The following is a 13,516-nucleotide window of genomic DNA, read 5'->3' on the forward strand; positions in this document are numbered from 1 at the left end:
GGAAGAGAAACATGGGTAGCATTGTCCTTAAGAAGGTTTCTAAGGTCTTTGGCGAAGCCAAGGTCATCCCTTCCATCGACCTCGAAATCAACAATGGCGAGTTCGTGGTGTTCGTCGGCCCGTCGGGCTGTGGCAAGTCCACGTTGCTCCGTCTGATCGCCGGTCTCGAAGACGTCTCCGGCGGCCAGATCCTGATCGATGGCAAGGATGGCACCAATCTGAAGCCATCCGAACGTGGCCTTGCCATGGTGTTCCAGTCCTATGCGCTTTATCCGCATATGAGCGTGCGCAAGAACATCGCCTTCCCGCTGAAGATGGCGAACATGCCGCAGGCCGAGATCGACAAGAAGGTTGCGGACGCCGCGCGCGTCCTGAACCTCACCGACTATCTGGAGCGCAAGCCGCGCCAGCTGTCTGGCGGTCAGCGTCAGCGTGTTGCGATCGGCCGCGCGATCGTGCGCCAGCCGGAAGCGTTTCTCTTCGATGAGCCGTTGTCGAACCTCGACGCCGCGCTTCGCGTCAACATGCGCCTCGAAATCAGCGAGCTGCACCAGCAGCTCAAGACGACGATGATCTACGTAACGCACGACCAGGTCGAAGCCATGACCATGGCCGACAAGATCGTGGTGCTTAATCGCGGGAATATCGAGCAGGTCGGCTCGCCGCTGGAGCTCTACCGCAGCCCGCGCAACCTCTTTGTTGCCGGTTTTATCGGTTCGCCGAAGATGAACTTCGTCAAGGGCGCCTACGCGCAGAGCCTTGGCGGCGACACGATCGGCGTGCGGCCCGAGCATACGCTGCTGTCGACCACCGCGGGCGACTGGCAGGGCAAGGTCATCGTTGCCGAACATCTCGGCTCCGACACCTTCCTACATATCGACGTCGACGGGATCGGCACAGTGACGGCACGCGGCTCCGGTGACTTCCCCGCCCGGGCCGGCGATACCGTCTACCTGACGCCCGACAAGGCGCACATCCACCGGTTCAACGCCGAAGGCCTGGCGATCTGAGCCATAGCCGAGGCCGTGCGCCTGTCGCGCGCGGCAACTGCACAGATCCCGGTCCGCCTCGGTAAAGAGGGCGGGTCGGGAAGCATACCAGCCCGGAGTGGCCTTCCCAGTCGCCCGGAGTCAGAGACCTTTCCAGAAGGACCAGAGACATGACGTGCAAATTATCGCTCGCAACCCTTCAGGAGGCGGCTGCAAAGGCGGCTATTCCTGCTTACGATCCGAAATCCCTTTCGGCGGGCATCGTGCATTTCGGTGTCGGCAATTTCCATCGCGCCCATCAGGCAATTTATCTCGACGATCTGTTCAATGCCGGTGAGGATCACGACTGGGCCATCATGGGCGCCGGTGTGCTGCCTTCCGATGCCGCGATGCGCGACAAGCTGGCCGCTCAGGATTTTCTGACGACGGTCGTCGAGCAGGACAACAATCGCACCGCTGCGCGCGTCACCGCGCCGATGGTCGGCATCCTGCCGGTCGGCGACGCCAAGACGATCATCGCCAAGCTGGCGGATCCCTCCATCCGCATCGTCTCGATGACGATCACCGAGGGCGGATATTTCATCGACGCGTCCGGCAAGTTCAACCCGGCCCATCCTGCGATCGCAGCCGACGGTCAGAATGCGGACGAGCCGAAGACCGTGTTCGGCCTCATCGTGGCTGGCCTGAAGGCACGTCGCGCGGCCGGCCTGCAGCCCTTCACCGTCATGTCCTGCGATAACATTCCGCACAATGGCGGCGTCACCAAAGCTGCCGTCGTCGGTACGGCCCGTCTTTCCGATCCGGCCTTTGCTGACTGGATCGCCGCGAACGTTGCCTTCCCGAACGGCATGGTCGACCGCATCACGCCGGCAACCGGCGCGCGCGAGATCGACCTGCTGAAGGAAGCCTTCGATATCGAAGACAACTGGCCGGTCTATTGCGAAGAATTCAAGCAATGGGTGCTGGAAGACAATTTCCCCGCCGGTCGCCCGGCACTGGAAAAGGTCGGTGTGACCTTCGTGCCCGATGTGACGCCTTACGAGCACATGAAGATCCGCATCCTCAACGGCGGCCATGCGGCGATCGCCTATCCGGCGGCGCTTCTTGACATCCATTTCGTGCACGAAGCCATGGAAGAGCCGCTGATCCGCGCCTTTCTCGCCAAGCTCGAAAACGACGAGATCATCCCTGTCATCCCGCCGGTGCCGAACACGGTGCTTGCAGACTACTTCAAGCTGATCGAGCACCGCTTCGCCAATCCGAAGATCGCCGATACCATTCCGCGCCTGGCGCAGGACGGCTCCAATCGTCAGCCGAAGTTCATCCTGCCGTCCACGGCGGACCGGCTGAGCCGCAACGAGGATATCATCGGCCTGTCGCTGGTCTCGGCGCTCTGGTGCCGCTACTTCGCAGGCAAGAGCGACAGCGGCAAGGACATCGTCTTCAACGATGCCAGCGCCGACCGGCTGCACGAAGCCGCTCTCAAGGCGAAGGACGATCCGAATGCCTTCCTGGTATTCGAAGACATCTTCGGCGACGTCGCCAAGTCGGATCTCTTCCGCAAGCGCTTCGCGCACGCACTGAAAACGCTGTGGGAAAAGGGTACCCGCGTCACCCTCCAGCTATACTTGGACAACAAACTCGCGGAATGATTTTCAAACGGTCGGAGTTCTCCTGCTCCGGCCGTTTTCCATTGTCATGCCGGTGTTTCGCAGGCAAGCCAGCAACAGATTTCAGGTTGGATATGAGATGACCGATGCGCAGAAGGGGCTCGTGATCTTCGATTGCGACGGTGTGCTTGTGGATAGCGAACCGCTGTCCGTGAGCGTGCTGATCCGGGCCATGCACGACTTCGGCGTGGAAATGAGCGAGGAGGACGTCTATAGCCGCTTCCTCGGCAAGAGCCTCGCAACGCTCGTCGATACCATGCAGACGGAATTCGATGTCTTCATCGACCAGGCGTTTCTCGACCGTATCCGCAACGATCTCTACGAACGCTTCAAGCATGAGCTGAAGCCGATCGATGGCATTGCCGCTACGCTGGATGCGCTTCAGCTTCCGCGCTGCGTCGCCTCATCGAGCCAGTTGGAGCGTATCCGGCTTTCACTCGGCGTGACCGGCATCCTCGATAAGCTGGAGCCGAATATTTTCAGTGCCACCATGGTCAAGCGGGGCAAGCCCGCGCCCGATCTTTTTCTCTATGCCGCCGAGCAGATGGGCGCCGTACCGGCTGACTGTATCGTTGTCGAGGACAGCCCGGCAGGCATCATGGCCGCGCGTGCGGCCGGCATGACGGTGTTTGCCTTTACCGGCGGCTCTCATGCCCACTCTCCCAGCTATCGTGCTGAACTGGAGCAGCTTTCGCCCGAAGTCGTGTTTGACGCGATGCCGGAATTGATACAACTTGTCCGCAACAAGAGATAAGCGTTCGGGACCTCTTTTGCATGCGTGATCACGTGGTGGCGGTCGATATCGGCACAGGCAGCGCACGCGCCGGTGTCTTCACGGCGGGCGGCTCACTGCTGGCAAAAAGCGAACATTCGATCCAGATGAATCGCCCGCGTGAGAACCACGCCGAGCATGATTCCGAAGATATATGGGCTGCGGTCTGCACTGCCGTTCGCGCGGCGGTAAAGACATCCGGCGTCGATGTATCTGCTATCGGCGCGATCGGTTTCGATGCCACCTGTTCGCTTGTCGTACGTGACCGGGAGGGGCGGCAGCTGACCGTTTCGACGGGTGGCGAGCGCCGTTTCGATACCATCGTCTGGCTCGATCACCGCGCCCTTGCCGAGGCGGATTACTGTACCGCGACGCAGCACGAGGTTCTCGACTATTCCGGCGACTTCATGTCGCCGGAAATGGAAATGCCGAAGCTGATGTGGCTGAAGGAGAACCTTCCCGAAAGCTGGGCGCAGGCCGGCTATTTCTTCGATCTTGCCGACTTCATGACCTGGAAGGCGACAGGCTCGCTTGCGCGCTCGCGCTCGACGCTGGTGGCCAAATGGAACTATCTGGCGCATCGTCAGCCGGGTTGGCAGGCTGATTTCCTGAACGTGATCGGCCTTGGCGATCTACAGGAACGTGGCGCCTTGCCCGAGGAGAGCGTGCCCGTCGGCAAGAGCATCGGCACGCTGACGGCTGCGGCCGCCGAAGCGCTGGGGCTCGATCGCGATTGCCATGTCGGCGCCGGCATGATCGATGCCTATGCCGGCGCGCTTGGCGCCCTTGCCGCCCACGGCGGCGATGCAGGCACCCTCGAACATCAGCTTGCCCTGATTGCCGGAACCTCGAGCTGCGTCGTCTCCTTTTCGCGCGAACGCAAGCGCAGCACCGGAATGTGGGGGCCTTATTACGAGGCGGTTTTCCCCGATATGTGGCTGGCCGAGGCCGGGCAGTCTGCGACCGGTGCGCTGCTGGATCACATCGTCAGCATGCACGCCGCCGGCGGTCCGCCAACGGCCGCGCTGCATGATCGCATCGTCAGGCGTATTTCCGAGCTACGCCTTGCGGAGGGCGAGTTTCTCGGCGGTCGTATCCATGTCCTGCCGGATTTCCACGGCAATCGCTCTCCGCTTGCCGACCCGCATGCACTCGGTGTGATCAGCGGCATGACGCTCGATGCATCCTTCGATGGACTTTGCCGGCTCTACTGGCGCACCAGCGTCGGGATCGCGCTCGGTATCCGCCATATCCTGGAGCGGATGCAGGAATATGGCTATGCGCCGGATACGCTCCATGTCGCAGGCGGCCATGTGAAGAACTCGGTGCTCATGGAGCTTTACTCCGACGTTACCGGCTGCAAGGTCGTCATCCCGAAGATGAACGAGACGGTGCTTCTGGGCACCGCAATCGCGGCATCGGTTTCGTGCGGTCTCCACGAAAACCTCGGCGCGGCCGGAGCGGCGATGTATTCCGGCGGTCATGAGCGGCAGCCCGATCGCAGCAAGAAAGCGCTTTACGATCGCGACTACCGGCGCTTTCTGGCGATGTACCGCCATCGGGCTGAGCTGGACGCCATGGAATAGCGTGCACGCCTATCTGAGCGGCGCATGCGCGAATGTCGCCTGCAGCTCCTCGATGCGGCGCATTCTGTTTTCCGCGGTTTCGCCGGCGGCCTGCGCAACGGCCATGGCAATCAGCTCCAGCAACGACATCATGCTCGCCAGGCAATCACGACCATTGGCGCGCTGAGGCGGCAAGGAGAGTGTGATGTTGGCGAACTCATGCGCCCACTCCGTAAATTGCCCTGTTGCCAGAAGAACCTTGTGGCCGGCACGACGGGCGGAGCGCGCCAGCAGCCGAGATGCGACGAAACGTGGCGAGTCGATGATCACAAGCAGGCTTTCCTCCGAGCCGGGGCCTAGCAATTCGACATAGCTGCCATTGGCGCCATCAAGGAAAAGCACATGGTCGCGGGCCATCGTCAGCCGTTCGTAAAAGTGGCGGCCGAGCGCCGCAAGGCTCGGGTCTGCAGCGATGTAGACATTCCTGGCCGATAGAATATTCGCAACCGCGTCACGCCATTGCGGCTGGCTGGCGAGGTTGTAGATGTGCTGCAGCATCTCGACCTGCTCAACGATCTGGGCGGCCAGCGGGCGGCTTTCGCCGGCATCTTTCTGAAGTTGCTCGAGTACGCTCGGCAACTGCAGCGTAACGGGCGCGACATTCTCCTTCAGGTGGACTTTGATGCCATCGAGACCGTGATAACCGAGCGATCGCAGGAACCGTCCCACCGTCATAGGGCTCAACTCCAACCTGTCGGCAACGGAGGACGCGGTTTCGAAAGGCAGTTCATTCATATGTTCTGAGAAATACTTTGCAATTCGACGCTCGGCTGGCGTACCAACCTTGATATATTCCCTAAGTTTCTGGGTGAGATCTTCCAAATTTTCCCCCTCACTGACGGTCTTTTTCATGTTCGGTTGCATTGGTTGCTGGAACAATCGCGCACACGTATTTCGCAGGGCCGCCGATGTTGTTTTGGTTGTTGTTCTTAATATGGCCTATAAAATATATTAGCTTAAACTTTATTACAACGATACATTTTTTTAATTGAGCATACTCGCATATCATAAAGGATATTGATATCCCCGCGATCGCTCCCTAGCTCTTCGACGAACAACAGGAGAGCCTGACCGAATGATTGTCCTTGCCGCGCGTCTTGCCTTCGAGAATCTCTTTGCGCCGGAAGCGCGCAGGGTGTTCTGGAAAGTCCTCGGCCTGACGGTCGTGGCGCTTGTCGTGCTTTGGTTCATCCTGAGCGGCATTTTCAATGCCTTCGTGCTGCCGTGGGCCGAAAGCTTCATGTCGGCCACCTCGGATTGGACGGGTTGGCTGACGCTGTTTCTGGCAATTTTCGCCGGCATCGCGCTGGCGTTGGCAATGGCGCTGTTGATCTCGCCGGTAACCGCCTTGATTGCCGGCTTCTTTCTCGACGATGTCGCCGAGGTAGTGGAAAAACGCGACTATCCGTCCGATCCGCCCGGCAAGGCCATGCCGTTTGGGGTGGCGATGAAGAGCTCGCTGCGGTTTCTCGGCGTTGTCGTCATCGGTAATATCGTCGCGCTTTTTCTGCTGTTTATTCCCGGCGTCAGCCTGATCGCCTTCTTTCTGGTGAACGGCTACCTGCTCGGCCGTGAATTCTTCGAATTCGCCGCCATGCGTTTCCGCTCGCCTGATGATGCGCGGCAGTTTCGGGTCAAGAACGCTTTGACGGTGTTTCTGGCCGGTCTGGTGATCGCGGCCTTTCTGGCCATCCCGTTGCTCAACCTGCTCACGCCGCTCTTTGCCGCCAGCATGATGGTGCATCTGCATAAGCTGATTTCGTACAAGGAGGCGAACCTGCGCCTCCGTCAGTTTTAGCCGACCGTCTGCGTGCCGATGTTCTGCGCCGGAAGTTCGACGAGGGGAGCGGGAATGTCCCAGGTCTTTTCCGGCGAGCGACAGATGTCGGCGATGACGCAGCGCTCGCACTCGGGCTTGCGCGCCTTGCAACAATAGCGCCCGTGCAGGATCAGCCAATGATGCGCGTGGTAGAGATAATGATCCGGAATGATCTGCATCAGCCGATGCTCGACTTCGTCCGGCGTCTTGCCCGGGGCGAGCAGCAGGCGGTTGGCGATGCGGAAGATGTGGGTATCGACGGCCATGGTCGCCTGGCCGAATGCCATGGAGAGCACGACATTCGCGGTTTTGCGGCCAACGCCTGGAAGCGTCACCAGCTCTTCCCGCGTTCGCGGCACTTCGCCGCCGAAATCGGTGATCAGCTTTTCCGATAATGCCATGACGTTCTTCGCCTTGTTGCGGTAGAGGCCGATGGTCTTGATGTATTCCCGGATGCGCTCCTCGCCGAGATCGAGCATTTTCTGCGGCGTATCGGCTACGGCGAAGAGGGCGCGTGTCGCCTTGTTGACGCCGGCATCCGTCGCCTGCGCCGATAGCGCGACTGCGACGACCAGCGTGAACGGATTGACGTGTTCGAGCTCGCCCTTCGGCTCCGGCCGCTGGATGGAAAAGCGACGGAAAATCTCTTCCAGATCTGCCTTGGAATAGAGGCTCTTGGCCGCCGGCTTGCGGCGTGCGGTCGCATTTGACTTTTTCGCGGTTTGGGCGCTGGATTTGATCTTGGGATTTGCCATGAACGACCTATACTCAAGTCCTATGACGGAACGCAACGCCGATACGGCAGCAGACGGCAACAGGCCTGTCTTCGCAGCCGAATTGTTTCCCCATCGCTCGCTGCCGCGAAAGGGGTTCAGGGTCATGCTCGCTTTGGCGGGCGGCTTTTGCTTCTTTTACAGCGTTCTGTTTGTCACGCGCGGCGCCTGGCCGATCGGCGTTTTCTTCGGTGCTGATTTCTTGCTGCTTTATGGCGCCTTCTGGCTGAACTATCGGTCAGGCCGTGTGCGCGAAGAAGTCACCGTGTCGCGCACCAATGTCTCCATTCGGAAGTTTGCTCCGAATGGGCGCATGGTCGAGCATGACTTTAATCCGTTCTGGACACGCTTCCTCGTTCGTCGCCACCGCGAGGTCGGGGTCGTCTCCATGCATGTGCGCGACAGAAGTCACGACACCGAGGTCGGCTCCTTCCTCAATCCGGAAGATCGCGAGAGCTTTGCCAAGGCTTTCAAGCGCGCGCTGGCAAGCGTCACGCAGCGGATATAATCAGGGCCTCACACGCATCGCATCACATTTTCGCAAGCATATCGCTTGCGCAAGAAACGGGTGGTTTTCATGCTCCCGTCGTGGTTTTCTCCTTTCTAAGGAGAAAGATTATGAATGCGATTGCAGAGCTGAAGAAAGACATCACCCCGGGAGGTCAGGATTACGAGACCGTGCGGGAGATCATCGAGCTCATCACCGAGGAATATCGCGACCAGCCGTCGCTCGAGACTCTCGCCGATCGGCTCGGGCAGTCCCCGACCCAGCTGCAGAAGACGTTCACCCGTTGGGCCGGTCTCTCACCCAAGGCGTTCTTGCAGGCCGTGACGCTCGATCATGCCAAGCGGCTCCTGCGCAAGGAGGATCTGCCGCTCCTGGAGACCTCTTTCGAAGTGGGCCTTTCCGGCCCGAGCCGGTTGCACGATTTGTTCGTCACGCACGAGGCGATGTCGCCGGGCGAATGGAAGGCGAAGGGGAGCGGTTTGGTCATGCGCTATGCTTTCCACATCTCGCCCTTCGGCCTTGCGCTGATCATGGTCACGGACCGCGGTCTTGCCGGCCTTGCCTTCAGCGATTCCGGCAATGAAAAGGCCTGTCTGGCCGATATGACGTGCCGCTGGCCAAATGCCCAGTTCATCGAGGATCCGCATGCGACGGCGCCTTATGCTGCCCGTATCTTCGAACGTTCGAACTGGACGAGTGACCAGCCATTGCGGGTGGTGATGATCGGTTCGGATTTTCAGCTTCGCGTCTGGGAAAGCCTTTTGAAGATCCCCATGGGCCGCGCGGTGACCTATTCCGACATTGCTAGGGATATCGGTCAGCCGACGGCGATGCGGGCCGTGGGTGCAGCTGTCGGCCGCAACCCGATCTCCTTCGTCGTGCCTTGCCATCGTGCGCTCGGCAAGAATGGTCAGCTCACGGGTTATCACTGGGGGCTGACGCGCAAACGGGCGATGCTGGGATGGGAATCGGGAGACGCATGACAGGTAAAGCGTGCAATCCCTCAGGCCCGCTTCTGAGGCTGTAGCTTCGCGACTTTACGCGATGTGCGTCAGGCCGCCTTCGCCATAGCCATCTTCAACAGCGCCTTGGCGGCGCTCTCATCCGTAATCAGCGTATTGCAGCCGATGCGCTTGATGGTGGCGCTGATCGCCTGGGCGCGATGGGCGCCGCCGGAAGAGATCACGATGTGCTTTGCTTTTTTCAGCGTATCGAGATCGACCGACATGACGCGCTTGTTGATCGGGTGATCAACGGAGTTGCCCTCGGCGTCGAGGAAGTTGAACATGGTGTCGCAGACACAGCCCATTTCAATCAGCTCCTCCAGTTCGCGCTTCGAGATGAAACCTTCGGACAGCGAGGTCGATTGCGGGCCGATGTCGCCGCAGCTGACGATGGCGAGATCCAGATTTTCAGCCAGCCTGTAAATAGCCTCAAGCCCGCATTTTTCGATGAGATTGCGCTTGGTTTCGACGGAATCGACCAGCAACGGCGCGAGGAACATATAGCATTCCGCGCCGAGTTGGCTCGCCAGGCGCCACGTATAGTCGATCGGGTTGGTCTGATGCACGGCGACGATGCCGCCAAGGAGAGACACCACCTTGCAATTGTCGCGGCGGGTCGGGCGGAAGCTTGCAAGTGAAGCCGTCATCGTTCGGCCCCAGCCGACGCCGATCGTGTAATTATCGGGAATGGCTTCCGTCAGGAACTGGCCGAGGGCCAGTCCCACGCTCTTTGCCTGCGCATTGACATCGCTGCCGGCGGGTTCAGGCACGACGATCGCTTCGTCGAGCCCGAAGGTACGCTCGAGCTTGATGGCCAACTCCACGCAATCGTCGATGCCCTCGGTGATCCAGATCTGCACTTCGCTGCGGCGCATGGCCTCGTCCAGCAGGCGGATGACCGTCGTGCGGCTGATGCCGAGCTGTTCGGCCACATCCTTCTGTGTGAGGCCCTGATTGTAGTAGAGCCATGCGGCACGAAGCCTCAGGGAGGAGGTCTCCGAATAGGCGGTATGGGTTCCGCGTCTCAGTTTGGCCACAGGTCCTCCGGCATGATTGTCGCATGCGCCGTTTAACGTCATGATCCGCCTAAGATGCGAGATTAGGAATGGCGGATGACAGGAGCAGGCGAGATCGGCTCTTTCGCTGCCGATATTCTATGACATGAAACTTATGTCAATTGAATTGCACAAATGTCCTTGACTTTTCGTTGCGAGATTGGTGATAGTCGGTGCTGAGGAATTCGGTCTTGTCCAATCGAGGAGGACAATGTGCGAGTGTTGCTCCGAACAAGTGCCAGGCCGGACAGGGAGCCATATAGGGCGCCCGATGCCGGTGAAAAGCTCGTTCTCGGAGGGTTGTTTGTTCACCGCTCGGCCGTTCACCGGAAATGGAACTTTAGCGCTTTTTATCCCGTTACCGACACATAGGAGAAGGAAAGGCGTGTTCCGCCTGATGCCTCCAAGCCGTCCATAGACCGGACGGGATGTGCCGCCCCGACATCTCCGCATCCAAATGGGCCTCATTCAACAAGGATACCTGTTATGACTTCCAAACTTGACCAACTCCGCGCCATGACCACGGTCGTCGCCGACACCGGCGATATCGAGGCTGTCGCACGCCTGAAGCCGGTGGATTGCACCACCAACCCGACTATCGTGCTGAAGGCGCTCGGCACGCCGATGTTCGCCGATGCGATCAAGGAAGCCGTTGCATGGGGCAAGAAGCAGGGCGGCGCCTCCGAAGCTGTCACCGCTGCCGTTGCCGATCGTCTCGCCATTTCCGTCGGCGCAGCGCTCTCGGGCCTCGTTCCCGGCCGTGTTTCGACCGAAGTCGATGCCGACCTGTCTTTCAATACCGAAGCTTCTCTCGCCAAGGCCCGCGCCATCATCGCGTCCTACAAGGAGCGCGGCATCGAGCGTGACCGCATCCTGATCAAGCTTGCTTCGACCTGGGAAGGCATCCGTGCCGCCGAAGTGCTGCAGAAGGAAGGCATCGACTGCAACCTGACGCTGCTCTTCAGCAAGGCTCAGGCGATTGCTTGCGCCGATGCCAAGGCATTCCTGATTTCGCCGTTCGTCGGCCGCATCCTCGACTGGTACAAGAAGTCGACCGGCAAGGATTACACCGCTGAGGAAGATCCGGGCGTCGTTTCCGTCCGCGACATCTACCACTACTACAAGGCCAACGACATCAAGACGATCGTCATGGGCGCTTCCTTCCGCAACACCGGCGAAATCGAAGCACTTGCCGGCTGCGACCGCTTGACCATCAGCCCGAACCTGCTTGACGAGCTTGCCAAGGACGAAGGCAAGCTGGAGCGCAAGCTCTCGCCGGAAAGCAAGGGCTCGGTCGAAAAGATCGCCGTCGACGAAAAGACCTTCCGCTGGATGATGAACGAAGACGCGATGGCAACCGAAAAGCTCTCCGAAGGCATCCGCGCTTTCGCAAAGGACCTCGGCACGCTGCGCGCCATGGTCAGCAAGGAACTGCAGCTCGCTGCGGCTTGATGTGAGATTGGCTCTCTTCGGGGAGCTAAGATTTTAGAGGGTGTCGCAGGGATGCGGCGCCCTTTTTTGTTTTGGAGGTAGTGTCGGGACTTTGAGCTTGCCGCGCCTGCTGAGCGGATGCGAGGCGCGCGATGATCTACCGAAGAAACTCCGCCCTGACCTTCTCCGATTGCCCACCGATCGTCGGCGCCGCCAATCCATTCTTGGCTCTGACGCCGTTCACACGGATCGGGCTTGCGGTGGTGCGCACGGAGGTGCCGTCGTAGCGGGTCACCGTCTGCAGCATATCTAGTTGGCGGAAGGCAGTGGTTTGCAGCAGCTTCGGCCAGTCGAGCACTTCCGCAGCCCAGATATCGGCTGGTTCCAGGATGGCGAGCCATTGCTGCGCCGTCTTTTCCTGCAGACGGCTCGCGATCATGGTCTTGATCTCATCTCGGCGCTGGAAAGCATCATCCGGCGTATAGTCGGCAAGAGCGGGCAGATCGAGCAGCGGGGCGAGCTTTGCAAGCGGCATCATCGCGATCGCCAGCCAGCCATCGGCGCAGCTATAGACGCCGTAGGGGGCGGCGAGATAGGCGTGGGCATTGCGCACGGCGGATTTCTGCGGCAGGCGACCGCCATCGTTCAGGTGTGTTGTCAGCACCTCGAACTGGAAATCGACCATCGCCTCCAGCAGGCTCGTTTCCACATGCACGCCGCGCCCGGTCACGCCGCGTCGCACGAGGCCAGCGAGGATTGCCTGGACCAGGAGGTTGCCGGCCAGCATATCGGCGACGGCAAGCCCGAAGGGGACGGGCCCATCATTCGCCTCGCCATTGAGCCACATGGCACCGGAGCGGGCCTGGGCCAACAGATCCTGCCCGGGGAAGTGCCGCCATTCGTTATCGGGGCCGTATCCAGTGATGCTGCCGTAGACGATACGCGGATTGATCGCTGCGACCGAAGCGTAGTCGAGGCCGAGCCGTTCGATGACGCCGGGGCGAAAATTCTGGATGACGACGTCGGCCTTGGCGATCAGCGCGCGCAGTTCCTGAAGGTCGCTCTCATCTTTCATGTTGACGGCAAAGCTCTCCTTGCCGCGATTGATGGCGTGAAAGAGCGTGGAGTCGCCGCCGATTTCGGTGTCGCTGAGATAGAGCCGGCGGCACAGATCGCCGCCATCTGGCCGCTCGATCTTGATGACGCGCGCGCCGAGATCGCCGAGCCTGAGCGCCGCCATCGGGCCGGCCAGAAATTGGCTCATATCCAGCACGGTGATGCCGGAGAGCAGGCCTTCTTCGTCGTTTTTGGTCATGTCAGACTTTCAACGGCGGCGCGTCCGCCGGCCGGCCGTTCTTGTAGCGTACGGTCTGGATATGCTCGCAATAGAGCACCAGCTCGCCTTCACCCTTGAAGACTTCGTAAGACGAGCGGATCAGGCCGAGTTCGGCATATTTCGGCTGCTTATCCAGATTGGTGCGGATCGTGTAGATGGTGTCGCCGATGAAGGTCGGCTTGATGAAGCGCAGCTTGTCATAGCCATAGGAAAAGGCGTTGACGCAATTGGTGGCGACAAGCCCGAGGCCGGCCGAAAACACGAAGGCGCCGGCAACCAGCCGCTTGCCGAACAGGCCGTCGGTTTCGGCAAAGATCTGATCGCTGACATAAGGGTGCATGTCGAGCACCAGGGCATTGAATTGCTGGGACTCACCTTCGGAGATCGTTCGGCGCAGCGAACGAATCTTGTGGCCGATCTCGAAATCCTCGTAGAACCAGTTTTCCGCGTTCCAGACGGGAATTTCGGCGTGGTCGGCCGGCATGGTTTTCGGATGAGTACTGGATATGCCGACAGTCGCAGTCATGGCAGTTC

Annotated in this window: 13 protein-coding genes; 8 read left to right on the top strand and 5 right to left on the bottom strand. The window is 60.0% G+C overall.

The window, feature by feature from the left end; genetic code table 11:
• The first annotated feature begins 11 nt into the window (after nucleotides 1–11).
• The 4 genes from HGP17_RS21945 to HGP17_RS21960 all read left to right on the top strand — a co-directional run bounded on the left by HGP17_RS21945 (nucleotide 12) and on the right by HGP17_RS21960 (nucleotide 5,017).
• On the top strand, nucleotides 12–1,010 hold the full coding sequence (locus tag HGP17_RS21945; RefSeq protein ID WP_168812579.1) for an ABC transporter ATP-binding protein: 999 nt from the start codon (nucleotides 12–14) through the stop codon (nucleotides 1,008–1,010).
• Between the two features lie 149 nt (nucleotides 1,011–1,159).
• Nucleotides 1,160–2,641 carry a mannitol dehydrogenase family protein gene (locus tag HGP17_RS21950; protein ID WP_168812580.1) on the top strand — a complete coding sequence of 494 codons (1,482 nt, stop codon included), beginning with the start codon at nucleotides 1,160–1,162 and terminating at the stop codon, nucleotides 2,639–2,641.
• A 97-nt stretch (nucleotides 2,642–2,738) separates the two neighbouring features.
• Nucleotides 2,739–3,413 carry an HAD family hydrolase gene (locus HGP17_RS21955; RefSeq protein ID WP_168812581.1) on the top strand — a complete coding sequence of 225 codons (675 nt, stop codon included), beginning with the start codon at nucleotides 2,739–2,741 and terminating at the stop codon, nucleotides 3,411–3,413.
• A gap of 20 nt (nucleotides 3,414–3,433) precedes the next feature.
• Complete coding sequence (locus tag HGP17_RS21960; RefSeq protein WP_168812582.1) at nucleotides 3,434–5,017, top strand: FGGY-family carbohydrate kinase; 1,584 nt, start codon at nucleotides 3,434–3,436, stop codon at nucleotides 5,015–5,017.
• Nucleotides 5,018–5,026: 9 nt separating this feature from the next.
• Here HGP17_RS21960 and HGP17_RS21965 read toward each other — a convergent pair whose 3' ends face one another.
• On the bottom strand, nucleotides 5,027–5,878 hold the full coding sequence (locus HGP17_RS21965) for a MurR/RpiR family transcriptional regulator (protein WP_246704172.1): 852 nt from the start codon (nucleotides 5,876–5,878) through the stop codon (nucleotides 5,027–5,029).
• 253 nt (nucleotides 5,879–6,131) lie between these two features.
• On the opposite strand from HGP17_RS21965, the gene HGP17_RS21970 reads away from it, so the two are divergent.
• Nucleotides 6,132–6,854 carry a sulfate transporter family protein gene (locus tag HGP17_RS21970; protein ID WP_168812584.1) on the top strand — a complete coding sequence of 241 codons (723 nt, stop codon included), beginning with the start codon at nucleotides 6,132–6,134 and terminating at the stop codon, nucleotides 6,852–6,854.
• Here the strand turns inward: HGP17_RS21970 and nth are convergent.
• On the bottom strand, nucleotides 6,851–7,630 hold the full coding sequence (nth, locus tag HGP17_RS21975; protein ID WP_205926082.1) for an endonuclease III: 780 nt from the start codon (nucleotides 7,628–7,630) through the stop codon (nucleotides 6,851–6,853). The two genes, HGP17_RS21970 and nth, sit on opposite strands and share 4 nt — an antisense overlap.
• Nucleotides 7,631–7,652: 22 nt before the next feature.
• On the opposite strand from nth, the gene HGP17_RS21980 reads away from it, so the two are divergent.
• Together HGP17_RS21980 and HGP17_RS21985 are read left to right on the top strand one after the other, a co-directional pair.
• Nucleotides 7,653–8,156 (top strand): DUF2244 domain-containing protein, encoded by a 504-nt coding sequence (locus HGP17_RS21980; RefSeq protein WP_168812585.1) that lies wholly within the window; start codon nucleotides 7,653–7,655, stop codon nucleotides 8,154–8,156.
• Nucleotides 8,157–8,266: 110 nt separating this feature from the next.
• On the top strand, nucleotides 8,267–9,139 hold the full coding sequence (locus HGP17_RS21985) for a bifunctional helix-turn-helix domain-containing protein/methylated-DNA--[protein]-cysteine S-methyltransferase (protein WP_168812586.1): 873 nt from the start codon (nucleotides 8,267–8,269) through the stop codon (nucleotides 9,137–9,139).
• Nucleotides 9,140–9,207: 68 nt separating this feature from the next.
• On the opposite strand, the gene HGP17_RS21990 is transcribed toward HGP17_RS21985, so the two are convergent.
• Nucleotides 9,208–10,197 (bottom strand): sugar-binding transcriptional regulator, encoded by a 990-nt coding sequence (locus tag HGP17_RS21990; protein ID WP_168812587.1) that lies wholly within the window; start codon nucleotides 10,195–10,197, stop codon nucleotides 9,208–9,210.
• A 504-nt stretch (nucleotides 10,198–10,701) separates the two neighbouring features.
• On the opposite strand from HGP17_RS21990, the gene tal reads away from it, so the two are divergent.
• Nucleotides 10,702–11,667 carry a transaldolase gene (gene tal, locus HGP17_RS21995; RefSeq protein ID WP_168812588.1) on the top strand — a complete coding sequence of 322 codons (966 nt, stop codon included), beginning with the start codon at nucleotides 10,702–10,704 and terminating at the stop codon, nucleotides 11,665–11,667.
• 136 nt (nucleotides 11,668–11,803) lie between these two features.
• Here tal and HGP17_RS22000 read toward each other — a convergent pair whose 3' ends face one another.
• Both HGP17_RS22000 and HGP17_RS22005 read right to left on the bottom strand, forming a co-directional pair.
• Nucleotides 11,804–12,961, bottom strand: a complete 1,158-nt coding sequence (locus tag HGP17_RS22000; RefSeq protein ID WP_168812589.1) for a CaiB/BaiF CoA-transferase family protein — start codon at nucleotides 12,959–12,961, stop codon at nucleotides 11,804–11,806.
• 1 nt (nucleotide 12,962) lies between these two features.
• On the bottom strand, nucleotides 12,963–13,508 hold the full coding sequence (locus HGP17_RS22005) for a MaoC family dehydratase (RefSeq protein WP_168812590.1): 546 nt from the start codon (nucleotides 13,506–13,508) through the stop codon (nucleotides 12,963–12,965).
• Nucleotides 13,509–13,516 lie beyond the last annotated feature (8 nt).

This window comes from Rhizobium sp. P38BS-XIX (genome assembly GCF_012641435.1).
GTDB lineage: Bacteria > Pseudomonadota > Alphaproteobacteria > Rhizobiales > Rhizobiaceae > Rhizobium.